Genomic DNA, 22,763 nt, shown 5'->3' with positions numbered 1-22,763 from the left:
CATGAGCATCGACGACACCATTGAAGCAGTGAGCCACGGACAGGGCACGCGGCGAGAGTTTCTCGCAGCAGCCGCAGGCCTTGCAGTGCTTCTTTTTTCCAGAGAGGCCGGCACCGGAACAAAAGCGAAAAAAGAAAAACAACAAACAGCGCCGAAACAAAAAGCGCTGACCGATGACGAATTGCTCCGAAAATATTCACGTTACCAAAACCCGCTCCGCGTCGGCAATCCACTTGCCACCATCAAACCATGGGGCGCATGGGGCGCAGGCAGGCGAGGAAAATTTTTGACCAAAACAGACAACCCGCATGCTGCAGTTGATATGGCGTGTAAAATTGGCACGCCGCTGTATCCCATGGGCGTTGGAAAAGTTATTTACGCCGGCAATGAAAAAGACCGAAGGCCACAGTACTGGAGAAATGGAAATGTCGTTGAAATTGAAACAACGAACGGTTTGAGAACGTTCTATGCGCACTTGAGCAGAACACGCGTGAAAACAGGAGACTATGTAAACCTCGACACTATTGTGGGGTATTCAGGTGTGAGTGGCAACGGCAACCAGGGAAAAGAGCCGCACGTGCACGTCCAAGTAAAACAGAATGGGGTTCCAGTGAAGCCAACACGATTTTTTAGTGGCAGCTATTACACCGCTGCAAAAAAAGAAAAAGAGAGATATGTACGCGAGTTCAGAGCGATTGAACAGCAGACAAAAAAATAGAAGAGATTAAAAAAAACAAAAAGAAAAAACGGTTTACCCATGAACATAGATTTGATACAACCGAGGCATACGTACGCGCCGGCAGAAGGCTCGGGTCATGTGTACATGCCAACATCTCTTCTTACAGTAGGTGCAAGACTGCTCCATGCAGGAGTAGATGTCACGTTCCATGATGAAAACCTACTGCCGGCGGAGATATCTTCTGATTGTGCAGGGTTTAATCTATTAGGTGCCGCATACATCCCGGAAGTAATAAAATTACAAGAAAGGATTAAACAAGAACAGGGAGAGAAAACGTTTCTTGTTGGCGGACAGGTTATTTCTGGATTAAGTCCGAGCCAGTTAGAGCGGTTATTTGGTAATGCAACCCACAATGGAAATGAGGATTCCACATTAGCGAGAGTTCTCGGCATAGATGTAAACGCATTAGTTTCACCGGAGAAAACGTCACTTATTCCTGCCTATGAGCGGTTAGATGATGAAGTTATGAAAGAATATCTTTCACGAGAATTTTCTCTTTATGTGTCCCAAGGGTGTAAGTTTTCATGTGATTTTTGTGCAGCAGTAAGAACGTACAAAGATCCGATTACCGGACAAACGACCAAAATAACGGAAGCTTACAGAGAAATGGATATCATAAAATCTGACTTTGATTATTTAGTGAGAAGAGCAAAATCGTTTGGTTTAAGGGAGCTGCAACTGTATATGTCTAATCTCGACGTATTTCAAACACCCGCACAGTTACTTCAATTTGCGTATGCACTACAAGAAGTGGAGCATGAAAATCCAGAGTTTAAGATTAGTCTTCGTGGCTTGGCCACGGTTGATTCGTATTTGCGGGCACGAAAGAATATGCCGAAAAGCATCAGGGAATTGGTTACTGCCGGTTTTAATACGGTTGGCTTTGGCATTGATGGTTGGACGAAAGAAGTGTGGACAGCAGTTAAAAAAGGGCATAATACCGAAGAGAAATGTTTGGAAGCGATTAGGTCAACAAGAGAAGAATTTGGAATTACGCCAGAGATATTAATGGTGTTTGGGCATCCGAGCGCAGACACTGAGGATTCTCTTGGTGCTGCGTACGAAGTGACGAGAATGGTGGTAGAAGCACATGGAGCAGTTCCGAGGCCGCATGTCTCAAAAGATTTTATTCCGGGAAATACAGGCTGGAGAAGCCCGGAGCATGGGCGTGCAGTTGAGACGTTGTTGAACCATCCGGAAGCTTTTCAGTCGTTAGATTTTACAGCACTTCCCTCGCCGTTAACGCATCCAAATGAGAGAGTCAGAGAATTAGCAACAGAATATTTTTTGAGAATGTGCGCGCTTCAGGGGAATACGACGCTGTATGTTAAACCGATAACACCCGGATTAAGCCGGGTGGAGTTAGAAGCCATCAGAAAATTTAATGAAGGCAGGTTTGATCGTTAGCAATGGAGCGTAACGCCCCGTTGGTACAGTAAAGGATACCGTAAAGAAAAAAAGTAAAAATTTTATTCCGCTTTCTTCTCGCCTTCTGCCGCTGCTTCTTTCTTCACAAACGGAAGAGGCGTAGGACCATGTTTCACGACTTTAACATTGACCTGCGCAGTTTGTTCATAGACCGTGTTGCCGGCAACAGTCACGCGCTGGCGCATGCCCTTCATGGTTCGAAGCCCTTTTTGCTTTTTCTTGCGGTATTTTTTCTTGTTTTTCACGCCGACGCCGTTCACCGCGAGAATTTTCTTACGGGTAAAGCCGGGAACATCAGTGCGCATGGGAAAGCCCGCAAAATCGCTTCCGCCTGTAATTTGAAATTCATAGCCAGAAAAGTCAAGCGCTTCACCGGCAATTTTGTCGCCGATGCGCAGGCCGAGCAGCGGCTTTGCTGCGTCGTCTTTGAATTCTTGCTGCAATGATTGCTTTGTTTTCGGGTCGCCGATAACGACTTTAATTTGTGCCATAGTATATGCCTCCCGAGGCTTCCTTTCCGCTCGTGGCGGAAATCCCTTATTGGGCCCTCAGCAAGCAGGGAAAACAGGGGGAACTATTTAAAGGTTGCGGAAGAGTACCCCATCACCATTAATTTTATAAATCGGCTGTTCTCTGCCACCGACATGGTAGTGAGATTGGTTGATATGGACGACCCGTATGACTTTGTTGAACGACGGAGTTATAGTTGGGATTATGTTTCTAGAGCGAGAGATGAAGAGAGTGAACGCAAAAAAAGAGCAGAAGAAGCTTCATCTGCACGCGTTCGATTCCGCCAAACAAATGGTTCGGCTGACCTTGAATTTGCAGTGATAGATAAAGCAGGCAGCGCAGACGAAAATGATTGGACAACTGTACTCTTTGGCAAAGCAGTGCGCCCGGCACTTCCAGTACACCGCCTTAGTTCTCGCATCATAAGCGTTGGAACAATTGATCAAGACCAATATGTTGTGCTCCGAGGAAGAGTTGATACGAAAAAAATGGGATGCCGCCAAGTGTATGAATATGAAAATTTAGGACATGTAGGAGAAAACGAACCGCAGACCGGCATTGTGCTTTCTGCAGATTTAATTTCAGATGGTGACGGTCTTGAAGCGCAGATTTTGCGCTATCGGGCTGAAAGTTTTCTTCAGCAATTGCATGGTACACGAGATGTTCAGGCAGATGCAGAACTTCGGAGACGAGTGCCTGAAGTGTATACAGATCCTGAAAAAGTATATCAACAATTAGCGGAAAGAACAAAAAGACCGATCGCATTTATGGTGCTACATCAAAATGACGCGCTTGTTTTTGGCAGCGATGTGGTACGCATCGCAGATTATATTGAAACAAAAGCACAGGAACACGCAGACCCGTGGGAAATATCTTTGAATCTTGGAAAAGTTTCTGCAGCACCTGACTCATTTGCAGGGCGGGCAGTGATTGTTTCAAGATGGTTGTATTCGACTCCTTCGTTGATTGAGGGTGTTTTTGATATTCCACTCACACACGCTGCAACATACCAAGGAAATCCCGCTCGTTTTGCAGAGAGCATGCACAACGCCGCAGAAACCGAACGAATCGCCCGAGAATATTTACCGCGAGTGTATGATGCGGTAAAATGCTGCGACCACCGAAATAGGCGCGAGCAGAGATAAATAGATACCACGACCATGCAGCTCCTCGAACAACTCTACGCGCTGAAACGCGAGCTCGGCTCCGAACAGCGACTCGACGAAACACGCGAGCTTCTCGCCAAACTCGGCAATCCTGAAAAACAGATGAGGTATATTCACGTCGCTGGCACCAATGGCAAGGGCTCGGTCTGCGCCATGCTCGCGGCAATTCTCCAAGAAGCAGGTATGAAAGTTGGCCTTTACACTTCACCGCATCTCATACGGTTCAATGAACGCATCAAAATAAACAATCAGGAAATTTCTGACGAAGAATTAGCGGCGTTGCTTGAAAAAGTAATGGCGCTGAGAACGAACCAAACTTTTTTTGAAACAACAACCGCATTGGCAACGTCCTATTTCGCCGAAAAAAAGGTGGATATTGTTGTTGTAGAAGCGGGTGTGGGCGGTCGGCTCGACGCAACAAACGCCCTGCCGCCGGAAAATTGTCTCGTCACTCTCATTACCCCCATAAGCATGGAGCATACCGACAAGCTCGGCGAAACAATTGAAAAAATTGCAGCAGAAAAAGCAGGAATCATCAAGTCGGGAGTTGAATGCATCACGAGCAATGATAATCCGAAAGTGCTTGAAATCCTTAACCATGAATGCAAAGAAAAAAAGGCAAAGCTGTTCACCATCGACCGTGAGGATATAGAGAAAGCGCAGACAAACCTGTGCGGAGATTTTGAAAAACAGAACGCTGCGCTCGCCGGCTGCGCCGCACGACTGCTGAACAAGAAAGGAATTGCTGTCGATGAAAAAACAATCACCATCGGCCTCATGTCAACGGTGTGGCCGGGCAGAATGCAGTTTGAAACCATCAACCAAAAAGGATATTTGCTTGACGGCGCGCACAATCTGCAGGGTATACAGGCACTGGTCAAAGAATTGGAAAAAATAAAACAAAACTACCGCGAGATTGTGTTGGTGTTCGGCGTGATGAACGACAAAGATATCATCGCAATGACCAGCGCGTTGTTTCCGATGGTAACCAGAGTCATTCTCACCAAGCCAGCCGTTGGCCGCAGTGCCGAGCCGGAACAAGTCTATCGGCTGTATAATAATGCGAATCGTGTACTGCCGCAACAGGAGACAAAAGTGATTCTGTTTTCCCGCAATGTGCCCGAAGCGTTGCACAAGGCACAGAGCATTGCACGGGAGAACAGCCTGATTTTGATAACCGGCTCATTATACCTTGTTGGAGAAGCATTGAAAGAGCTTAGCCAAACAGAAGGTCATCCCCCAGCCCGCGATACGCGAACCATGCCGCTTGTATGATTTCACGCTTTTTGAATAATTTCAATGATTCATAGCTCCAGATAAGGTCGCTAAAATTCTGCCAGAAATGGCACAATGCCTCACGGGCTTCATCCGGCGTTAGTTTTGAAAGCGGTTTTAGGAAGGTGAGTTCGTACCGCACCAGAAGGTGGCCATGGCCTTGTTCAAATGAAGAAAGGTCTTTTCCTTGCGGCGGAAAAAAGTCAGACGGATTAACCGATTCAACAAGAACGCTGTACAGATGGTTGGCACGGTCTTTGTTAATGGAAAGAATACGCTCGTGCAGAAAATGCGCCTTTTCAAACTGGCTCCCCTTTGTTCTGAAAAGAAGGTACATATACGCGCCCGGATGGATTTTTTCAAGCTTTCCTGTGGCCATGCTGACGTATTCTTTTTTTTGTTCAGCAGGGAGTTTGACGTCGTACACATGGCCGGAGCAGGTGAAGCCCGATGCAGCAATCGGAAACTGTTTATTTTTTGCAAGGTGAAAAATGCGGCGAAAAATGCCATAAATAGCCGGGTCAACATGGCTTTTGAAACGAGTGTCTTCAATGTCCATGGTGATGGTGCAGTGAGCTGTTTTTAAAAATATTTATATAATAGGCCTGCGCAAACAGGAGTATGCAAAATCTGATTGACCTAATCCTCACGACAGTTACTTTCTTCCTCCCTGCTGGCGTAGCCAACATGATGCCCGTGCTTGTGGCAAAAATTCCAGTTCTCAACGTGCCGATGGATTTCGGCTATTCGTTCCGCGGCAAGCGGATTTTTGGCGACCACAAAACATGGCGAGGGTTGGTGTTTGGTATTGGAGGAGCAGTTCTGATATCGTACTTCATTTGGAGAGTGCCCATGGAACCGGGGAGCGTTGCCGTGGAAATTTCAGTTCGTAACAGCATCATACTCGGCATTGCTCTCGGCGCCGGCGCGCTGCTCGGCGATGCGATAAAAAGTTTTTTCAAGCGACAGATTGGCATCAAGCCGGGCGGCTCATGGGTGCCGTTTGACCAGATCGATTGGATTCTCGGCGCGCTGATTGCTGTACATTTTTTCGTGGCGCCGCAACCGGTCGCGGTTTGGATAACAACCCTTGTGCTTTTTGGTTTGTTGCATCCGGTAATTAATGTGGGTGGTTATCTCTTGAAAATAAAGAAGAATAAGTTTTAGTGGATTCAGCGGATAATGTTTCTTTGGCGGAGAAGCTCTTCTGTTTTTTCTTCACCAAGCTGAATGAGTTCTCTGGTTTTTGAAAAATCAACCGTGTCGATATTCAGGTCAGGCACGCGAACAAGAAAAATCTGGGTGTTTCCAAACGGACTGGCACAGAGGTCAATTTCCCGCAGCATATTTTTGTTGAACATAAGGTCAAGGCTGTGTGAGGTAACATCAAGAATTCCATCAAAGTCATAGCGTTTTGACGTGTTGTAACAGTTGAGAATCAGAATGGCGTCGCAGCCAAGTTCAACTGCTTTTTTTATGCCGTTCACACCGCTAATACTTCCGTCAACATACTTGATGTTATCAATAAGGTGTGGGGGATAATGGGGAGGAACCGCCATACTTGCAAGCACCGCATCGCGGATAGGCCCTTTATTGAAGTAGACGCCTTCACCATCAGACAGCCGCGTCACAATAATATACAGCGGAATTTTGCATTCTTCAAAATAGTCGCTTTTTACACTGTAGTTCAACACTTTTTTGAGGTTAACCGTGCGCGCCAGTGATTTTGTTTTTTTAAGTTCCCAGAAGATGCGATAATTCATCGGCAGCAGCATGTCTTTTGAAAACGTAAGCCAGATTTTTTCAACCTCGCCAGGTGTTCTTCCTGATGCAATAGCCGCGCTGGTGATAGAGCCGACACTTGAGCCGATAATCACGTCTGGAATGAGATTATACCGCCATAGTGTTTTCAAGCCGCCAACCTCGATAGCACCGCGCGCGCCGCCGCCGGGAAGAATCAAAGCGAGTTTTTTCCACGTCTTCTTGGGCTGCAGAGGAACATCCTGAGAAGAGGGTTGCATCACCGATGTTGCCGGTTCGGTGAGCATGCGTTCAAACGGCTGCTGTTTTTTTCGCATAAAAAGAGATAACAAGCCCATAGTATACATTTAAGGGGTTGGCCTTTTTAAATTTTTTTAAGAGTGCTGGTTTCGACGTAGAAAAAGTACGGTTCCGGACAAAACGGAATATATCCGGAAAACCGGCAAAAAACCGGAAATCTTCCGACCACGCCGGAACCATTCCGGACGTGTCGAAAATCTTCCGAGTTTTAGCAAGATACGCATATTAAGAAGGTTTACTAAAGAAAAAAGAGATATGTTCCTCCATTACATCATCGCCATTGTTACAGGAATAGTAATCGGCATACTCACCGGAATGGCGCCGGGCGTGCACATCAATCTGGTATCGACCTTAGTGGTCTCTGCTTCACCGTTTCTCATGAAATACACCAACGCAGTAGTGCTGTGCACGTTCATCATTGCACTTAGTATCACCCATGTGTTTCTCGATTCATTGCCGTCCGTTTTTCTTGGAGCGCCTGAAAGTGAAACCGCGCTCGGTGTATTGCCCGGCCACCGCTACCTGCTGAAAGGGATGGGGTTGATGGCGGTAAAATTGACGGTCATTGGAAGTTTTTCGGCGCTGCTGTTGAGTGTGTTTTTGTTTCCTGTCTTTATCCCCATCGTAAAATATGGCTATCCATTTTTGGCGCGGATGATGTTCTGGCTGCTGCTTGCGTCGGTAGGGTTTATGATTTTGCGCGACCAAAAAAAAGTATGGGCGTGCGTAGTGTTTGCGCTTGCGGGTTTGCTTGGGCTGGTAGTGTTCAAGCTTGAGCTGCGCGAACCGATGTTGCCGATGCTGTCGGGGCTGTTTGGTGTTTCGACGATGCTGATGAGCATCAACGAACAGAACACTATTCCACCACAGATGCAGACGACAAAAATAAAGCTGCGCTTTGGCACAGCGTTGAAAGCAGTGTGTTCAGGCCAGCTTTCTGGGTTTATCACTGCAATCATGCCGGGGCTTGGTGCGTCAACTGCTGCAGTGATGAGCATGCAGTTCACGCGAAAGCTGGGTGACCACGGATTTATGATTTTGATGGGCGCCATAAACACGGCGAATTTTGTGCTCAGCCTCGTTGCGCTTTTTGTGCTCAACAAGGCGCGCAACGGGAGCATTGTTGCGGTGCAGAAACTGATCACCAACGTAACGCCGCACACCATCCTTATATTTCTAAGCACGGCGCTGATTACCGGCGGCATCGGTGTGGTGCTCGCGCTTTTTTTGGGGAAGGGATTTTGCGCGTGCATCAGCAGGATTAATTATCCGAAACTGATTATGAGCGTTATACTGTTTATTGTGTTTCTTACCGCTGTGCTCGCCGGCCCGCTCGGCATCCTGGTGTTAGTGGTGAGCACGGCACTCGGGCTTGTCCCGGCGATAGTCAAGGTGACGAGAACCCACGCCATGGCCTGTTTGTTGGTGCCGGTGATGATTTATTTTTGGCCGTTTTGAAGGAGAAAGAAGATTAATTACGCCACATGCCAATATTTCACAGCATTCTCAATTCTGCGCCCAAGTTTTGCCGTGAACGGCTCGGTTTCCGGCCGGAGCGGCGCAACTTTTATCGTGTACATGCCTGCCTGATTTCCGCCGCTGATGTCGGTTGAGTGCCGATCGCCGATGACTACAACTTTTTTTTGATCGTTAATGCCGAGTTCTCGTTGTGCATAGTTGAATAATAAAGGGTTCGGTTTTCGTAGGGCACGATAGTATGTGAGGCGGGGGTGAAGACCAGGGGAATCTGTTTGGTGAATCGAACGCACTTCTGGAGAACTATCAAAATGAGGATCTGGGTCAAGAGTAGAAAATCCCCGAAAAAGCCGGCGATACGCACGGAAACCATGCCAGCGTAATTCTGCGGTTCGTCCTTCGTAGGCGCGCAAAACGGGGATGTCAGGAAAGACTGTGCCGAGTTCACAAAAACGTGCTTCGTTAGAATTTGAGAGAATCACAACCGGATACGTCTCGCACAGCTGCGCAAATGTATCAGCAACCGTGTCGTCAACTTCGGTACCATGATATTTAGTAATGGTGCTGTCGACATCGACTATAACGCCTTTAATGCCTTTTTCTTCCAGCAAAGGAAACAGACGCTCATCGGCAAGCGAATCAATCTCTGCGTTTGGAAAGAAGTTTTTAGCTGCCCAGTTCGTCGGCATGCGGCGAACAAATTGGGCGGCAGTTGCAAGGGCGTCGATGCTCATACGCTGTCAAGAAAAGAGGAGGTTTATAAGATTTGCCTAAAAAATCCGCACATAAAACTATACATTTAAAAAGAAAAAAGTCTGTTTATAAGCAAGATATACGCAAAGAAAGGAAGAAAAAGAGGACTCGCATGGCGCTGCCATTAACGTACATTCTTATCGTCATTCTCATAATTCCTATTGTGTTGGGCATTATCAAGATTGTACGCGAAGGGCTCACGCTCCCGGCAGTCGCCGGACTTCTGTTTTCAGTCATGATGTTTGGTGTGGGCATCATGCTCCAACTTGACACGACTGATTTCACGAATAAGTTTGAAACATCTCCAAAGACGATTCTGTTGGACGACAACAACGCAATCATTGCCGGCTTTACTGGCGTGCTGAAAGAAGGGCAACCACCCATTTTTTTAGATCAGGCAACGCTCGACCAGTACACGCAGGATTACCAACGCGGCGAACTCAATGCTATGAAGAAAGAAAGTTACAAGCTGTTTATTGTCAAGCGCCAGGCACTTGGCTTCATTGAAAAAATTTCGTTTGCAGGAGAAGATGTTTCCCGAGACGATGCATTCACTATCATGAACGCGCCGGACGCAGTGGATATGTATGCTGATCGGGTGGTTGAAGCAGGGGTACAGCGGGAAGATATTGCGCCTGAATTTCGCGAAGAGGCAAAAAAGCAGTACCTTGATGAAATCCAGAAACAGATTGGCGGCAGTGGACAAATTAAGGGTGCATTGTTTGGCGCGTTGGTGTCTGAAGCAACCACACAGCAAGGCCCGCTCTTTTTGCTCAATAGTTACCATAACAAACAAGTCGTTATTTACGAAGAAACATTTATGTTTAAGGTCATCAAGATTATACCAAACAGAATTTTGAAACTGGCTTCAAAAAAAGACGTGCCAATTATCGGCAAGCTGCTGAGCTAAGCACAAAGGAGGACGACCATGGGTGTGTTTGACAAACTCAAGTTTTGGAAAAAAGAAGAGCCGTTTCCGTCGATGGACATGGGAAAAGGAACTGAACTTGGTATGGGGCAATGGGGAACAAGCGACCAAACAGCCGGCCTCGGCGGCACTGAATCACTCGGGCCATTCCCAAGTGCAAGCGAGACAACAATGCCCGGCATGACCATCACCGGAAAAGGGTATGAGGGCGGTGGTGCTGGCTTGCGCCCATCACCACTTGAAGAGCGCGAGGGATATGCGCGGCCACGACCCATGCAGATTCCCACAGGCCCGGACATGATGTCAAAAGATATCGAAATTGTATCAGCGAAGCTGGATTCCATCCGCTCAAGCATTGAATCATTAAGCATGCGCATGTCAACGCTTGAGCAGGATTTACAGCGGCTCATCCGCAAAGGTGGCTGGTGATGAAACAATGAGGCATGCCCGAGAAATTCTTTTCGCGAGTATTGCCGCAGGCATTTTATTCATTGATCAGCTGGTGAAAGATACCGTTTCAAAAAGTATTCCTCTCAATGAAGAAATTGCGCATCGTGCTTTTTTCAGTATTACCTATTCGCAAAATCATGGCGCGTCATTTGGAATTCTGCAAGGAAAAACAATGTTCTTGATTTGGTTTTCAGTTGCCGTGCTGATTGGCATTGTATGGTACTTGCGAAAAACACCAACAACGGTTCTGCCGTATGTTGCGCTCATCGCCGGCGGCGCGGTCAGCAATTTGGTTGACCGTGTGAATCTGGGGTATGTGATTGATTACATTAACTTTTTTGTTATTCCGACGTTTAATATCGCCGACGCTGCCATAACGGTTGGCACCGCAGGTATTGCGTGGTGGATGTATTTCAAGAAAGAGAAATAAATTCAACACAACGTAATCAGAACTCTTCCAAATCTTCAAGCCCTTTCAGTTTTCCCTGGCGCTTGAGCCAGTCAACTTGAGAATGGCGGTACTTGAAAATGATGTCTCCCTTGTTTTTGTCGTACTCCCACGGCTCGGCAATCACGAGGTCTCCTTCGCGCACCCACAACTGGCGCTTGAGCCGGCCGGGAATGCGGCAAATGCGCTTGACGCCATCGAGGCAGCGGATGGTCATTCTGCTTCCGCCGAGCCGCTGTTCAACAATGCCGAAGGTTTCCGGCGGGCGGGGAAGTTTGATACGGCGGATTTCTTCTTCCTGCTGATGCCGTATTTCTTCTTCGCGTTTTTTCAGTCCCATACGTCGTACAGATTAGGGGAGATTTATAAATCTTCCTAAATCTTTTGAGGTATCAAGAAGTAGGCAGAATTATGCGCTGTACATGGTTTGGACAACATCATCGGCCTTTTTCAGGCAGGCCTGCATACGTTTCTGTTTTTCTTTGAGAATGCTCAACTTGTTATTTTTTTTCAGGCGCTCAATGACTGCTTTGAGAATCAGCGGCCACGCGACTGTCGCGTCAACCGGCACTTCAGACCATTTTCCTCCTTCATTCAGCGGCACAAATTTTCCCCACGTGACGCCCTCGCTGTAGGTGCAGCCGGACAATCCGCCCCAGTGCACTGGTTCAGGGCAAATGCGCACAGCATATTTGTACCGACGAGCGCCCTGCGCTGACTCGCTCAAGTAGCCGCGGTTTTCACACTTGGCGCATCCCTTGCCATGGCACGCTGGGCACTCATTCTCGAGCCGCTTGTGCATGATGTCAAGGTACGGCGCGACTTGCTGCGCCCAGTTTCTCGGCACGCCGCCGCCAATCGTGAAAATACCTGTGTCTTTTTGCTGGCGCATGAATTCTGCAAAATGGTCGAGATCAAAAAAAGGATTGAATGTAAACGGTTTCTGATCTGTCACTCTGCGCCGCCGGTTGAGAATGCCGAAGTCAAGGCCCATTTCGCAGTCGGTAAACGCAGGAACATACACCGGAACATTGTTGACAAAAGCGCTTTTGAGAATGCCACGCCCCTTGGTGTTGGTCGCAAGCCATCGGCCGCACTCGCGCAAAATTTTATGGCTGCATTGAATTTCATCGGCATTGACTGGCTTCATGATTTCACGGAAAATAAGCTCGGTGTCGTCGAGATTTTTTTCCAGCTCAAGCACATCATAGATACGATCGTATCCTTTTTCGTAGAGTTCGTTGTCATCCATCTGGCCCGGTTTATACTTGAAATGAGACATGCCCTGCGCCTCAACAAAGCCATGCGTCATTAATGCGCCGGTGGAGACCAGCGCGTGAATCATGCCAAGGTCAATCATGTCACAAATAAGCAAGCCCATCTTCGCCGGCGTCATGGCACCGGAAAGGCTCATGACGACAAAACAGTCAGGATCAGTAATCGCTGCATAGAACACATCAACTGCCTCGCCGAGGCACCTGCCGCCAAAGGCAGTATTCGCCATCGCTTGGGTGAGCTCATCAACATCCTTGCATTTTTCAAGGTCAAGCGACACGAGCGGCTCAAAGCCGTCATCAAAGCCGGTGTGCATGCCATGGTCGAGGCGTTTATGCTCGGACTCTTTTGATGGCTCGTGCTTCATTTCTTTTTTGTGCATTTCGAAGTGTCCCAACCCTTGTTTTTATATAAAGATTTTGGTTTTGTAGAGACAATGAAAAGAAAAAATTCACGAAAGAAAAAAATTATCTCGGCATAACAGTTTCAACCTGCTTCAAAACATGGTGCACAACGGTGTCAACAGAATACGAATGCCCCGGATCAGTTCCGACCACAACCTCGCACGATGTCGCGCCCCATTTTGCAAGTGAGGCACACAGATGAACAGGTTTTCTGAACCGTTCATCCGCATTTTGGATGATGACGGTCGGGACAGTATGGCGTTTCAATAGTTCACCGACATCATATTGTTTATACATACTGGACGCGGGATCCTGCGGCAACGGCACGCCAGCAAACACTGCACCGACTGGTTTTGGCGCACCGTCAGCAAGCGCCTGCAAAAAAAGAACCGAGCCAGCGGATTTGGCGAAGACGAAATAGTATCTGCTGCCATAGGTGTCAAGCTTCAAACGAAGCTGAAAAAGCTCACGCTGAGGATCAAATTCTTGATCATCATGATACCAATGAGCGTAAGATAGACGAGTTGAGTGTCGTTGCAATTGAAAAGGGCTGTTAGGATGGTGGAGTAGTTTTTGTTCAATATCGCCAAGCCACTGTTCATTCGAGTCCTTTCCTTCGCCCGGAATTAAAAGCAGGTTCATATTTATCGTATCTCTTTCTTTTCCACTTCCTCTTTCAATTCCGCAATAAACACATCAATCTTCTTCGCCCCAACCACATCATTCTTGCGGGTGCGCACGCTCACGGTATTGTCGTCAATTTCCTTGTCGCCCACCACAAGGATGTAATTCCACTGTTGGAGCTGCGCTTCCCGCACTTTTTTCGGAATGCTTTCTGGCCGTGCATCAATCTCAACATTGAATCCGGCGTCAAAGAATTTCTGATGGACAGTCTGCGCATACTCGATATGCCGGTCGGCAACCGTCAGTATTTTGACCTGCGTCGGGCTTATCCAGAGAGGGAATTTCCCGGCAAAGTGTTCAATCAGGATTCCGATGAAGCGCTCAAGGCTGCCGAGCAGTGCGCGGTGAATCATGATGACTGGGTGGCGTTTTCCATCGCTGCCTTCGTAGGTTGCGTCAAAGCGCTGGGGCAAATTAAAGTCGAGCTGTATCGTTGCAAGCTGCCAACTTCGACCAAGCGCGTCCTTGACGTGCATATCAATTTTCGGCCCATAGAAGGCGCCGTCACCGGCGTTGATTTTGTAGGCAAGCTTTTTCTTTTTCAGCGCGTTTTCCAATGCATGTTCGGCTTTTTTCCACAGCTCTGCAGAGCCGAGTGCCTTGTCCGGCTTGGTTGAAAGCTCGAAGTGGCATTCAAAGTTGAACACTTTTTTGTAAATGTAATCAGCAAAATCAATGAGATTCAGCACTTCATTTTCGATCTGCTCTTCAGCAACAAAAATGTGTGCGTCATCCTGGCTGAATTTTCGCACGCGCGTCAAGCCGGCGAGCACGCCGGACAATTCGTTGCGGTGCAGCGAACAAAAATCCGCATAGCGCAGCGGCAGTTCCTTGTAGCTGTGGAGTTTCTGCTTGTACATAAGCAGGTGTGACGGGCAGTTCATCGGCTTCAGCGCGAATTCATGGCCTTCCACAGTCGTGAGAAACATATTTTCGCGGTAGTGCTCCCAGTGGCCCGAAGTTTCCCAGAGTTCCTTGTGATAAAGTTGGGGCGTGATGACTTCTTGGTAGCCGCGGTTACGGTACTCGGTGCGCACAAAAGTGAGGAGCGCATTAAATATGAGCGCGCCTTTAGGATAGAAAAACGGAGCGCCAGGCGACAGTTCGTTGAACATGAATAATTCCAGCTCCTTGCCAAGCTTGCGGTGATCGCGCTTCTTTGCCTCTTCGAGCCGGTTCACATAGTCGGCAAGCTCTTTCTTCTCTGGAAACACGGTTGCGTAAATACGCGTGAGCATGATATTTTTTGAGTCGCCGCGCCAGTACGCGCCGGCAACTGAAAGCAGTTTGAAGGATTGCAAATGTTTTGCCGGATTAAGAATGTGGCCGCCCTTGCACAAATCCCAGTATGCGCCTGATTTGTAGAATGAAACTTTTTTGTTTCCCTTTGAAAATTCAGTAATGAGCTCATGCTTGTACGGATTGTTTGGGTATTCTTTTTTGGCTTCAGCAGCAGACAAGTCATGCCGCTCGAAGTTTTTCCACGACGGGAGAATTTCCTTCATCTTTTTTTCAATCTGGGGAAAATCGTCGACCGTGAGCGGCCGAGCAAATTCGAAATCGAAATAGAAACCGTCTTCAATGGCCGGACCGATGGTGCGCTTGGTATCTGGCCATAATTCCATGACTGCGGCGGCGAGCAGGTGGGCACAGGAATGGCGCAGCGCATCTTGCCCTTCCTTGTCTTTGAAGGTAATAACTTTGAAGGTGCCGTCTTTTTCGATGCTTGTGTCGGACGGAACAGAAACATCATCAACTTTTAAGTCAAGCGCCGCGCGCGCAAGCCCTTCAGAAATTGATTTTGCAACGTCGAGCGCAGAAATGCCGTGCGGATATTGTTTTTTTGTTCCGTCCGGAAACGTAATGGTGATTGTTTTTTGTGTCATTGTCTTGCCTACAATGCAAAATCATGCATTACGTTTGGAGAATGAGGGAGGTATAAAAAGATTGTGGCTCGATTAGAGGTATAGAGTAAAAGAGAAGAAAATTATATTTTTTCTCAGCACACAGGAATTAAAAAATAATTTAAATACTTTATTTCTTAAACATGTACTTGAACATGTTTCTCTTGGTGGTCTGGAACTTCACGCTTCTGCTTTCGCGCAATTTTTTCAAGCTCATGGTTACCGAGCCGATAGAAATGCCGAGATGCTTGCTAAGTTCTTTAGAAGTGTACCAGTCTTCTTTGTTGTTTTTTAAAAAATCGTAGATATCTTGCTGTCCCATTGTGTACCCCCCGTACGAGTGTTGTCAAACACCTATTTTATTTAGTTTTTATTTAGTTTTTATTTAGTTTTTTGTTATTTTTTGTTGATGTTCATCAACTATTCATCAACTCAGCATCATTCAATACCGAGCGTGGGTGAATAAAAAAGAGTTAAAGCGTCAGTCATATTTATACCTTTCTATTTTTTACGAGGTAAAAAATGCTCGGGAAAGAGCGCTCACTCGTTTTGTAACTGTTCCATAGAGACTGATTAAAAACGATTAAAAACAATTAAAAACAATTAAAAAAACAGTTAAGAACCATTAAAAGGATTAAAAACAACAAAACAACATTCACCGGAGATGCAGTTCAACAACATCACCGTCCTGCAGGTGATAATTTAATGAAAGCTTTTGGCCGGGAAACTTGCTTGATCCCCACACGCGCGCGAACTTAAATCTCATCACAAAATCGCGGTGCAGCTTGTTGCACATGTCGCGAACCATTGAATTGCGTTTCATAATCAGCGGAACTTGGAGATCTGCTTTTTTTCCAACTTCCTTGCAGTACAGCCGAATCAGGTCAAGATTTTTGAAGGTGGCATTCTTGAGGTCGTCGATGCTGATTTTTTCCTGCGCTGAAATGCACAGGTCCGGCTTCACTATTGCTTTCACCCGGTCAACGGTTGCCTTGTCAACCAAGTCAATTTTATTCAGCACCACAAGGGATGGCAAGTAGATTTTATTTCCCTCAACAATGTCAATGAGCTGGTCAACCGTAATGTCCGTGCGAATGACCACATCGGCGTTATGGATGCGCATTTCCTTGAGCACCGCTTCAATGGTTTCAAATGTCATGTGCGTGAGCTTTACCGTCGTGGCAACATCAAGCCCTCCCCGTGTTTTTTTGGTGATTTTCACTTCCGGCAAGCGCTGGTCAAGCCGCAGGCCCGCATCGTAGATTTCTTTGCGCAGCACCGGCAGATGTTCCGGATAATTAACATCAATAAGAATCAGGCACAAGTCTGCGGTGCGCATCACGGCAAGCACTTCACGCCCTCTGCCCCTGCCGCTGGCTGCGCCTTCCACAATGCCGGGCACGTCGAGAACCTGAATCTTAGCGTTCTCATGCCGCATCAATCCGGGAATAACGGTCAGCGTGGTGAACGCATAGGCGCCGACGCGTGATTTCGCATCAGTCAGCACGTTGAGCAGCGTTGACTTTCCTGCGGATGGAAATCCAACAAGAATCACCGTCGCGTCGCCACTTTTCTTGACCGAGTAGCCGTCAGGAATTTTGCTGCCTTTTGAGCGTGAAACTTCAGTCTCGCGGAGCTTGGCAATTTTTGCGCGCACCAAACCATAATGTTTTTGGGTGTGCTTATTATACTGCATCTTCTCGAGTTCAGCTTCAAACTCCTTGATTTGTTTGCTATAGTCAGGCATGAAGACAGCGTGCCAGAGGTCGCTTATTAGGTTTTTGCTTTTAAAGGAGAATGCAAAGACCGAGTGAGAGCAGCGCGAGAGCAGAGTAAGAACCGAGCGATAATAAGAAAATTTAAAAACAAGAGTATATAAATAAGAGAAAGGAGTATCAATGACATCAATGAGTATCAAGTATAAAAGAGGTGTAGTATGAAAGACGTTCTCAAAAAAGCAATTCTGCTGGGCCTAGGCGCAGGAGCCCTGACAAAAGAAAAAGCTGAAAAGGCAGTCAAGCAGCTGAAAAACAGCAAGCTCACGCCCGCTGAAGGCAAAAAATTCGTGTTCAATTTGGTCAAAGAGTCTCAAAAAGAGTGCAAACATTTTGAGCAGGTTGCCGAACGCGAACTCAAGTATGTTGCCCGGCTGTCCGGCCTCACGCCAAAGCACATTCATGCAGCACACACGGCATTGGACCGGCTTGAACGGCTGCTCGGCGCAAAAAAATCCGGGCGAAAAAAGAAACGCTAAAAGAGCAGGTTCATGAATGACCCCCAAGATAGCAGCGGACGCCTCCGTCAGATTGCACGTGTTCTCGCACGCCACGGCTTCAGCTATGTCATTGACCGCATTGAATTAAAAGCGCACCTTCCGCTGACTGACCGCGTGTTTATGCGGGGCGTAAAGCATATTTCTCCGGCTGCGCGGTTCCGCACCGTGCTTGAAGAACTCGGCCCGACATTTGTCAAACTGGGGCAGGTTCTCTCGACACGACCAGATATTCTTCCGTCGGATTATATCGAAGAATTAAGCAAGCTCCAAGACCATGTCAAGCCATTCGGCTTTGAGCAGGTCACCACAACCATTGAACAAGACTTAGGCAAGCCAGCGTCGCAAGTCTTCAAAAAGTTCAATGAAACGCCGCTGGCGTCCGCATCCATCGGACAGGTGCATGAAGCATGGCTCAAAACCGGTGAGCATGTCGTCGTCAAAATCGTGCGCCCGAACATCAAGGAAACCATTGACCATGACGTGCGCATTCTGTATTATCTCGCCGAAAAAATTGAAAAAGAATTCCCGCAAGCCCGGCTCTTCAACCCCAAGGGATTTGTTGAGGAATTTGACAAGCAGATTCACCGCGAGATGAATTACAAGCTCGAAGGCGCGAATATTGACCGGTTTGCAAAAAATTTTAGCGGCGACAAAACAGTCAAGGTTCCCCGCGTATACTGGAACTATACGTCAAAAAATGTACTCACCATGGAGTTTATTGATGGCATTAAGATAACCGACCTTATTAGGATTGAAGACATTTCAAAAAAGAAAACAAAAACAGAGGACGAAAAACAGCTTCTCCGAAAATTTCCGAGCCAGCAGTACAACCGAAAAATTATTGCGCGCCGATTCATCCTCTCCATCTTTCAGCAGGTGTTTGAGCACCGGTTCTTCCATGCCGACCCGCACCCGGGCAATATCATGGTGTTGAGAAACAATATCGTTGGGTATTTGGATTTTGGCATGATGAAGGGAATTGACCCAGAATTTTCAGACAACATCACTGATGTCTTCATCAACCTGCTCCAGTTTAACATCGACGAACTTGCCCGCGCGCTGCTCCGGTTTGATGCGACGGAAGTTGAGGTGCCGATGCATGAGTTGAAAGCAGACCTGAAAAACATGCTTGATGAATACCAAAACATTGAGCTGGGAGATATTGACCTGCAGAAAGTGATTCAGGAGTTAGGAGCACTGAACATCAAGTATCAGGCGCGCATTCCCAAGGATTTCTTCATGCTCGGCAAGGCGATTGGAACTGCCGAAGGAATCTGCCGATCGCTTGACCCAAGCTTCAACGTGCAGGTTGTCCTCACTCCATCCATGCACGAGCTGGTGCGCAAGCGCATGAGTGTCGAGAATATCAGTACGAACATAAAAAAAGCGGCGGCGGTGCTGTTCAGCAGGGCGCGCGACCTTCCGCGGCGCGTGGATAATGTAATTCGAACATTCGAGCGCGGCAAGCTAGAATTTGACTTCCGCCACAAGGACTTGCATGAGATTGAGCTTGAGATTGACCGTTCCTCAAACCGGCTCACGCTCGGCATGATTGTCGCTGCGTTTATTGTTGCCTCTGCCTTGATTATGCAGCTGCCAACGGGCCCGATGATTTTCGGCTTTCCGGCGTTTGCGCTGATAGGATTGACTGCCGCTGGCGCGATTGGATTGTGGGTTGCCACTTCGATAATGAAACGGGGAAGGATATGAGTAGTTGAGTTACAAAAACTATTTATAATCAGGCTGGAAGGGCAGGGTATGTTCCAAAGAGACGACCTTGTTGGTTTAACATTGAGCGGATTCTTTCATAGAGATTCTGAATTGATAAGAGCATCAGAAGAGTTTGATGCAGGGCGATTCAAAGATGACCCAACCGGCCTTGCACGAAGGCAAGAGACAAATGCTGTTAATAATAGAACATATACATTTAATGTGTGGGTGTTGGAGTATGACCCTACATCCGGCCTTTTTATTGCACAGGGAAAAGATGTCTTTGGCGATTCAGGATTGGTAGGCACAATCGAAGGGACAAAAATTGAATTTACAAAACTATACCGAGGCAGAGTAAAATTGCCTGAAGAACTAGGTCGTTTAGACGTTAGCCGTTTTACGGAAATAAAATATGATGGAACCATACATAAACCAGATGGAACTATTTCCAGTTTTGGAGTATATCAACCCGGCCAAGCTCAAAATTATCGGGGAAGGTGGCAATTGGACGCGCAACCAAGATAATCACATTTTTATTTTTCCTTCCCGCAGCAGCTTAAGAATTAGTTCAGATGCCCGCGCGGTATCAGGAAGGTTGCCTTTTTTAATATAGTTTATTTTAATCGCAATTTTCTCAAGAGTTTTTTCTGTATCTTTTCCTACCGGAACAGTGTAATGCGATTCTATAATTCCAGGATGCTCTTGCATTATCAGCAGAAGGTCAGATTCTGGATGTTTTGATTTGGTATTTATCCCGGTCATCGCATTTTTTATCCGATCATTTTCGCCGTACGGAATGACGCCGGGTGTGTCAATAAGAGAAAATTGCCGCATGCTGATATACTGCTTTCCGCGCGTAAGCCCTGATATGCTTGATGTTCGCGCCTTTGAGGTTCCGCTCAACGCGTTGATAACGGAACTTTTGCCCATGTTGGGATATCCCAAGACGCCGACGCGCGGCTTTTCCAAACCCTTCCTCTTGCCTTCGATAATTATTTTTTCTTTGAGAATGTTGATGCCGTGATAGGTTTTGCAGGAGATAAACACTGAAGGAACCAGCGTTTTCTTGAGCTTGTCAAGTTTTTCCTTATCAGCAAGGTCGCATTTGTTCAAAACATAGATAAGTGTTTTTCCGCTTTTTTTGACTTTTTCCTCGATTACTATGTTTCTTGTTTCATCGACTGCCCGCGCGTCAATTATTTCAAGAAGGATGTCTGCTTCTGAAATGACTCCCGCAACAACCGTCCAAAAGTTCTGTCCCATAAAAATGAAAGAAGCCCTAATTGTTTATAAACCTATGTGAGAATACCGAAAATCACCAAAAAAATCTTTTATTTCTCTCTGCGTTCCGTTAATTTTATATAATAAGAAGTTTTGAGAGATAGTATGGCACAAAGCAAAAAAGAATTGGAACGACGGCAGAAAGAATGGAAAGCAGAGTTAGCGGTCTTAGAGGCAAAGTGCAAAGACGGCTCAGGAACAAAAGATGACTATATTGCCCTGACGAAGATGCGCAAGAAGATGGGATGATTATCTTTTTCTATGTGTGTACCTTGTTTGGTTCTGTCATTATAATAACCTTATAGCTGGTAGAGATAGAAAGGGTTATAAAGGAGTTCGGTGTGCCCAGAATAAAATGAGTTATTTGAAAGAAGCAACCGGTTTATCACAAGACCAAGCAATTGAAAATCTAACAGCAGTAGTTCGTTCAAACTATTTTAGAGCATATGAATTCCATTCTGACAAGAGTAGAGTAAGATCAGATATGATAACTGTCGATTCAATTGGTGGTTGGAGAGAGGGAACAACCGGAGAATACCAAGTGGAAGATCTTGCCGATATGGTGGTTGCCGTACTTGAAGGGGTTAAAGATGAAGGGATTATGGGGGAGGCATTTCTCCGCATAGCTCTATCTGAAAAGAAAGTGCGAGCTATGAAGTTTGAAAGAAGATTATATGATCATGATTTAATTCTGGGCCTAACTTTTAGCATAACAAGAGAAAGAAGATCCGATTCTGGCAGATATACTTTTTGCGTATCAGATGGAGGTTTCAAAAAGTCTTATTTTGAATCTGAAGGATTAGATTTTGATGATGCAAAAAAGAAAAGGGACGCATGGAATAGAGAGGTTAACACCGAGTTGAAACAGATTTTACCGCATCCAATTCAGGCTGTTCGATAAAGTGCACCCAAACGACAACTATTTTTAATTTCTTGATTATGTAAAAAAGTATTTAAAGACACCAAATTAAAAGATATTATCATGCCCTTCCACCTCAAAGAAAACATGATTACGGCAGACCTCGCCTTTGAGGCGAATGCAACGACAATCAGCGGACTATTCAAATCGTGCGCGCAGGCAGTTGCTGAATCAAGCGCCAGCCCGAAAACAATCGCCGCAAGAATAAAAAAGAAGATACTGCTCAAAAATACTGACATCGAAAAACTGCTGTTTGACTTTCTCGACGAACTCATCTATGTGAAGGACACTAAGGGGATGGTGTATCGAAAAATTGACGTCAGCGTCACCCAGAACAAAAAAACAAAAGTATGGAAGGCAACTTCCACGGTGTTTGGTGACACCATCGACCGCAGTGGAAAGAAAAAGCAAGATCTTCTCCACGACTTGAAAGCGGTCACACTACACCGCTTCAGTGTGACCAAAGAAAAAGGAATATGGAAAGCGTTTGTGGTGATTGACCTTTAATTTTTTATATCTTTAATCTTTATTTTTCTCTTCCTCGTCTTCCTTCTTGCCCAAGAACAGCATCAGCAGGACCAACATCGTGCACACAATCCACAGCGACCAGATTGACTGGATGTTGCCAATGAGCTTTGAGCACAGCCCGCCTTTGGTGTTGTCAATACAATAGGAAAGGATGATAACCGACAAGAACGTCAGAATGGGATAGCCTGCACCGAGCAGCAGCATCATTTTGGTGCGAAAGCCGAGCCGGACAAGTTCCATGATATATACCTCTTTTGATGAGAGTATAATCAGAAGCATTATTTATAAATTTTTACATGAAAAAACTTAAAATTTGCGAGATGATAAGGAATATGCCAAAAAACAGCAGCACCGTCGGCGGCAGGCTCACGCCGCTCACCGCGAGCTTGATAAAAACAATACCCAAGATGACCAGAATAATCTTGGAGCCGATGTCAATCGGGCCGTGGGCTTTTTTGTTGTTGAAGATACTCATGGTGCAACCTTCCGCGCCACGATGTTGAACCCCGGTGCGTAATACATCAATGGACGGCCATTAGGATACGTATT

The 22,763-nt window shown here is 46.5% G+C and carries 28 protein-coding genes; 15 read left to right on the top strand and 13 right to left on the bottom strand.

What is annotated here, in order from left to right:
• Position 1: 1 nt before the first annotated feature.
• Together Q7R76_02350 and Q7R76_02345 are read left to right on the top strand one after the other, a co-directional pair.
• Entirely contained in the window at positions 2–718 is a 717-nt protein-coding gene (locus Q7R76_02350; GenBank protein MDO8642411.1) for a M23 family metallopeptidase, read from the top strand.
• A 105-nt stretch (positions 719–823) separates the two neighbouring features.
• The gene (locus tag Q7R76_02345) at positions 824–2,146 is read left to right on the top strand and encodes a radical SAM protein (GenBank protein MDO8642410.1); all 1,323 of its coding nucleotides are present in this window, start codon (positions 824–826) and stop codon (positions 2,144–2,146) included.
• A gap of 62 nt (positions 2,147–2,208) precedes the next feature.
• On the opposite strand, the gene Q7R76_02340 is transcribed toward Q7R76_02345, so the two are convergent.
• Positions 2,209–2,658 carry a S6e family ribosomal protein gene (locus tag Q7R76_02340; GenBank protein MDO8642409.1) on the bottom strand — a complete coding sequence of 150 codons (450 nt, stop codon included), beginning with the start codon at positions 2,656–2,658 and terminating at the stop codon, positions 2,209–2,211.
• 153 nt (positions 2,659–2,811) lie between these two features.
• Here Q7R76_02340 and Q7R76_02335 point away from each other — a divergent pair, with 153 nt between their 5' ends.
• Positions 2,812–3,822, top strand: a complete 1,011-nt coding sequence (locus tag Q7R76_02335; protein MDO8642408.1) for a hypothetical protein — start codon at positions 2,812–2,814, stop codon at positions 3,820–3,822.
• 15 nt (positions 3,823–3,837) lie between these two features.
• Positions 3,838–5,118, top strand: coding sequence for a folylpolyglutamate synthase/dihydrofolate synthase family protein (locus Q7R76_02330; protein MDO8642407.1), 1,281 nt, complete (start codon positions 3,838–3,840; stop codon positions 5,116–5,118).
• Here the strand turns inward: Q7R76_02330 and Q7R76_02325 are convergent.
• Positions 5,060–5,677: a hypothetical protein gene (locus Q7R76_02325; GenBank protein ID MDO8642406.1), complete on the bottom strand. Its 618-nt coding sequence runs from the start codon at positions 5,675–5,677 to the stop codon at positions 5,060–5,062. The two genes, Q7R76_02330 and Q7R76_02325, sit on opposite strands and share 59 nt — an antisense overlap.
• A 62-nt stretch (positions 5,678–5,739) precedes the next feature.
• Here Q7R76_02325 and Q7R76_02320 point away from each other — a divergent pair, with 62 nt between their 5' ends.
• On the top strand, positions 5,740–6,285 hold the full coding sequence (locus tag Q7R76_02320; protein ID MDO8642405.1) for a CDP-archaeol synthase: 546 nt from the start codon (positions 5,740–5,742) through the stop codon (positions 6,283–6,285).
• A 5-nt stretch (positions 6,286–6,290) separates the two neighbouring features.
• Here Q7R76_02320 and Q7R76_02315 read toward each other — a convergent pair whose 3' ends face one another.
• Complete coding sequence (locus tag Q7R76_02315; GenBank protein MDO8642404.1) at positions 6,291–7,217, bottom strand: patatin-like phospholipase family protein; 927 nt, start codon at positions 7,215–7,217, stop codon at positions 6,291–6,293.
• A gap of 217 nt (positions 7,218–7,434) precedes the next feature.
• On the opposite strand from Q7R76_02315, the gene Q7R76_02310 reads away from it, so the two are divergent.
• The gene (locus tag Q7R76_02310) at positions 7,435–8,637 is read left to right on the top strand and encodes a tripartite tricarboxylate transporter permease (protein ID MDO8642403.1); all 1,203 of its coding nucleotides are present in this window, start codon (positions 7,435–7,437) and stop codon (positions 8,635–8,637) included.
• Positions 8,638–8,654: 17 nt separating this feature from the next.
• Here the strand turns inward: Q7R76_02310 and Q7R76_02305 are convergent, their stop codons facing one another.
• Positions 8,655–9,389, bottom strand: a complete 735-nt coding sequence (locus tag Q7R76_02305) for an HAD hydrolase-like protein (protein ID MDO8642402.1) — start codon at positions 9,387–9,389, stop codon at positions 8,655–8,657.
• A gap of 131 nt (positions 9,390–9,520) precedes the next feature.
• On the opposite strand from Q7R76_02305, the gene Q7R76_02300 reads away from it, so the two are divergent.
• Genes Q7R76_02300 through lspA form a run of 3 tightly spaced genes read left to right on the top strand, consistent with a single transcriptional unit; the run spans position 9,521 to position 11,216 of the window.
• Positions 9,521–10,318, top strand: a complete 798-nt coding sequence (locus tag Q7R76_02300; protein ID MDO8642401.1) for a hypothetical protein — start codon at positions 9,521–9,523, stop codon at positions 10,316–10,318.
• 18 nt (positions 10,319–10,336) lie between these two features.
• Positions 10,337–10,765, top strand: coding sequence for a hypothetical protein (locus Q7R76_02295; GenBank protein MDO8642400.1), 429 nt, complete (start codon positions 10,337–10,339; stop codon positions 10,763–10,765).
• 7 nt (positions 10,766–10,772) lie between these two features.
• Positions 10,773–11,216 carry a signal peptidase II gene (lspA, locus tag Q7R76_02290; protein MDO8642399.1) on the top strand — a complete coding sequence of 148 codons (444 nt, stop codon included), beginning with the start codon at positions 10,773–10,775 and terminating at the stop codon, positions 11,214–11,216.
• A gap of 16 nt (positions 11,217–11,232) precedes the next feature.
• Here lspA and eif1A read toward each other — a convergent pair whose 3' ends face one another.
• The 6 genes from eif1A to Q7R76_02260 form a co-directional block, all read right to left on the bottom strand.
• Positions 11,233–11,574, bottom strand: a complete 342-nt coding sequence (gene eif1A / locus Q7R76_02285) for a translation initiation factor eIF-1A (GenBank protein MDO8642398.1) — start codon at positions 11,572–11,574, stop codon at positions 11,233–11,235.
• Positions 11,575–11,643: 69 nt separating this feature from the next.
• Complete coding sequence (locus Q7R76_02280; protein ID MDO8642397.1) at positions 11,644–12,891, bottom strand: deoxyhypusine synthase family protein; 1,248 nt, start codon at positions 12,889–12,891, stop codon at positions 11,644–11,646.
• Between the two features lie 85 nt (positions 12,892–12,976).
• Entirely contained in the window at positions 12,977–13,555 is a 579-nt protein-coding gene (locus Q7R76_02275) for a hypothetical protein (protein MDO8642396.1), read from the bottom strand.
• Positions 13,556–13,557: 2 nt separating this feature from the next.
• Positions 13,558–15,483 (bottom strand): threonine--tRNA ligase, encoded by a 1,926-nt coding sequence (gene thrS, locus Q7R76_02270; GenBank protein ID MDO8642395.1) that lies wholly within the window; start codon positions 15,481–15,483, stop codon positions 13,558–13,560.
• Between the two features lie 148 nt (positions 15,484–15,631).
• Complete coding sequence (locus tag Q7R76_02265) at positions 15,632–15,823, bottom strand: HTH domain-containing protein (GenBank protein ID MDO8642394.1); 192 nt, start codon at positions 15,821–15,823, stop codon at positions 15,632–15,634.
• Between the two features lie 333 nt (positions 15,824–16,156).
• The gene (locus Q7R76_02260) at positions 16,157–17,248 is read right to left on the bottom strand and encodes a GTP-binding protein (GenBank protein MDO8642393.1); all 1,092 of its coding nucleotides are present in this window, start codon (positions 17,246–17,248) and stop codon (positions 16,157–16,159) included.
• A gap of 189 nt (positions 17,249–17,437) precedes the next feature.
• On the opposite strand from Q7R76_02260, the gene Q7R76_02255 reads away from it, so the two are divergent.
• The 3 genes from Q7R76_02255 to Q7R76_02245 are packed head-to-tail and all read left to right on the top strand — an operon-like array spanning position 17,438 to position 20,011.
• Positions 17,438–17,755 carry a hypothetical protein gene (locus tag Q7R76_02255; GenBank protein ID MDO8642392.1) on the top strand — a complete coding sequence of 106 codons (318 nt, stop codon included), beginning with the start codon at positions 17,438–17,440 and terminating at the stop codon, positions 17,753–17,755.
• A gap of 12 nt (positions 17,756–17,767) precedes the next feature.
• On the top strand, positions 17,768–19,486 hold the full coding sequence (locus Q7R76_02250) for an AarF/ABC1/UbiB kinase family protein (GenBank protein MDO8642391.1): 1,719 nt from the start codon (positions 17,768–17,770) through the stop codon (positions 19,484–19,486).
• 48 nt (positions 19,487–19,534) lie between these two features.
• Positions 19,535–20,011, top strand: a complete 477-nt coding sequence (locus Q7R76_02245; protein ID MDO8642390.1) for a hypothetical protein — start codon at positions 19,535–19,537, stop codon at positions 20,009–20,011.
• Here Q7R76_02245 and Q7R76_02240 read toward each other — a convergent pair whose 3' ends face one another.
• On the bottom strand, positions 20,012–20,749 hold the full coding sequence (locus Q7R76_02240; protein ID MDO8642389.1) for a GTPase: 738 nt from the start codon (positions 20,747–20,749) through the stop codon (positions 20,012–20,014).
• Positions 20,750–20,872: 123 nt separating this feature from the next.
• On the opposite strand from Q7R76_02240, the gene Q7R76_02235 reads away from it, so the two are divergent.
• The 3 genes from Q7R76_02235 to Q7R76_02225 all read left to right on the top strand — a co-directional run bounded on the left by Q7R76_02235 (position 20,873) and on the right by Q7R76_02225 (position 22,193).
• A complete protein-coding gene (locus tag Q7R76_02235; protein MDO8642388.1) occupies positions 20,873–21,016 on the top strand; it encodes a hypothetical protein in 144 nt (47 codons plus the stop codon).
• 106 nt (positions 21,017–21,122) lie between these two features.
• Entirely contained in the window at positions 21,123–21,668 is a 546-nt protein-coding gene (locus tag Q7R76_02230) for a hypothetical protein (protein ID MDO8642387.1), read from the top strand.
• 81 nt (positions 21,669–21,749) lie between these two features.
• Positions 21,750–22,193 carry an archease gene (locus Q7R76_02225; GenBank protein MDO8642386.1) on the top strand — a complete coding sequence of 148 codons (444 nt, stop codon included), beginning with the start codon at positions 21,750–21,752 and terminating at the stop codon, positions 22,191–22,193.
• A 12-nt stretch (positions 22,194–22,205) separates the two neighbouring features.
• On the opposite strand, the gene Q7R76_02220 is transcribed toward Q7R76_02225, so the two are convergent.
• Together Q7R76_02220 and Q7R76_02215 are read right to left on the bottom strand one after the other, a co-directional pair.
• Positions 22,206–22,493: a hypothetical protein gene (locus tag Q7R76_02220; GenBank protein MDO8642385.1), complete on the bottom strand. Its 288-nt coding sequence runs from the start codon at positions 22,491–22,493 to the stop codon at positions 22,206–22,208.
• A gap of 13 nt (positions 22,494–22,506) precedes the next feature.
• Entirely contained in the window at positions 22,507–22,689 is a 183-nt protein-coding gene (locus Q7R76_02215) for a hypothetical protein (protein MDO8642384.1), read from the bottom strand.
• Between the last annotated feature and the right edge of the window lie 74 nt (positions 22,690–22,763).

This window comes from Candidatus Woesearchaeota archaeon, assembly GCA_030651375.1.
Classification (GTDB): domain Archaea; phylum Nanobdellota; class Nanobdellia; order Woesearchaeales; family UBA12501; genus JAUSFM01.
Note: the sequence above shows the minus strand (reverse complement) of the source record. Positions and strands in the feature narration are given on the sequence as shown.

Bases quoted from the DNA above. Each gene is read 5' to 3' on its own strand.
- Q7R76_02235 (MDO8642388.1), top strand. From the start codon at position 20,873: ATGGCACAAAGCAAAAAAGAATTGGAACGACGGCAGAAAGAATGGAAA.
- eif1A (MDO8642398.1), bottom strand. From the start codon at position 11,574: ATGGGACTGAAAAAACGCGAAGAAGAAATACGGCATCAGCAGGAAGAA.
- Q7R76_02220 (MDO8642385.1), bottom strand. From the start codon at position 22,493: ATGCTTCTGATTATACTCTCATCAAAAGAGGTATATATCATGGAACTT.
- Q7R76_02345 (MDO8642410.1), top strand. From the start codon at position 824: ATGCCAACATCTCTTCTTACAGTAGGTGCAAGACTGCTCCATGCAGGA.
- Q7R76_02255 (MDO8642392.1), top strand. From the start codon at position 17,438: ATGAAAGACGTTCTCAAAAAAGCAATTCTGCTGGGCCTAGGCGCAGGA.
- Q7R76_02260 (MDO8642393.1), bottom strand. From the start codon at position 17,248: ATGCCTGACTATAGCAAACAAATCAAGGAGTTTGAAGCTGAACTCGAG.
- Q7R76_02335 (MDO8642408.1), top strand. From the start codon at position 2,812: ATGGTAGTGAGATTGGTTGATATGGACGACCCGTATGACTTTGTTGAA.
- Q7R76_02225 (MDO8642386.1), top strand. From the start codon at position 21,750: ATGCCCTTCCACCTCAAAGAAAACATGATTACGGCAGACCTCGCCTTT.
- Q7R76_02230 (MDO8642387.1), top strand. From the start codon at position 21,123: ATGAGTTATTTGAAAGAAGCAACCGGTTTATCACAAGACCAAGCAATT.
- Q7R76_02240 (MDO8642389.1), bottom strand. From the start codon at position 20,749: ATGGGACAGAACTTTTGGACGGTTGTTGCGGGAGTCATTTCAGAAGCA.
- Q7R76_02320 (MDO8642405.1), top strand. From the start codon at position 5,740: ATGCAAAATCTGATTGACCTAATCCTCACGACAGTTACTTTCTTCCTC.
- Q7R76_02245 (MDO8642390.1), top strand. From the start codon at position 19,535: ATGTTCCAAAGAGACGACCTTGTTGGTTTAACATTGAGCGGATTCTTT.
- thrS (MDO8642395.1), bottom strand. From the start codon at position 15,483: ATGACACAAAAAACAATCACCATTACGTTTCCGGACGGAACAAAAAAA.
- Q7R76_02275 (MDO8642396.1), bottom strand. From the start codon at position 13,555: ATGAACCTGCTTTTAATTCCGGGCGAAGGAAAGGACTCGAATGAACAG.
- Q7R76_02310 (MDO8642403.1), top strand. From the start codon at position 7,435: ATGTTCCTCCATTACATCATCGCCATTGTTACAGGAATAGTAATCGGC.
- Q7R76_02305 (MDO8642402.1), bottom strand. From the start codon at position 9,389: ATGAGCATCGACGCCCTTGCAACTGCCGCCCAATTTGTTCGCCGCATG.
- Q7R76_02340 (MDO8642409.1), bottom strand. From the start codon at position 2,658: ATGGCACAAATTAAAGTCGTTATCGGCGACCCGAAAACAAAGCAATCA.
- Q7R76_02300 (MDO8642401.1), top strand. From the start codon at position 9,521: ATGGCGCTGCCATTAACGTACATTCTTATCGTCATTCTCATAATTCCT.
- lspA (MDO8642399.1), top strand. From the start codon at position 10,773: ATGAGGCATGCCCGAGAAATTCTTTTCGCGAGTATTGCCGCAGGCATT.
- Q7R76_02325 (MDO8642406.1), bottom strand. From the start codon at position 5,677: ATGGACATTGAAGACACTCGTTTCAAAAGCCATGTTGACCCGGCTATT.
- Q7R76_02350 (MDO8642411.1), top strand. From the start codon at position 2: ATGAGCATCGACGACACCATTGAAGCAGTGAGCCACGGACAGGGCACG.
- Q7R76_02280 (MDO8642397.1), bottom strand. From the start codon at position 12,891: ATGCACAAAAAAGAAATGAAGCACGAGCCATCAAAAGAGTCCGAGCAT.
- Q7R76_02265 (MDO8642394.1), bottom strand. From the start codon at position 15,823: ATGGGACAGCAAGATATCTACGATTTTTTAAAAAACAACAAAGAAGAC.
- Q7R76_02315 (MDO8642404.1), bottom strand. From the start codon at position 7,217: ATGGGCTTGTTATCTCTTTTTATGCGAAAAAAACAGCAGCCGTTTGAA.
- Q7R76_02250 (MDO8642391.1), top strand. From the start codon at position 17,768: ATGAATGACCCCCAAGATAGCAGCGGACGCCTCCGTCAGATTGCACGT.
- Q7R76_02330 (MDO8642407.1), top strand. From the start codon at position 3,838: ATGCAGCTCCTCGAACAACTCTACGCGCTGAAACGCGAGCTCGGCTCC.
- Q7R76_02295 (MDO8642400.1), top strand. From the start codon at position 10,337: ATGGGTGTGTTTGACAAACTCAAGTTTTGGAAAAAAGAAGAGCCGTTT.
- Q7R76_02215 (MDO8642384.1), bottom strand. From the start codon at position 22,689: ATGAGTATCTTCAACAACAAAAAAGCCCACGGCCCGATTGACATCGGC.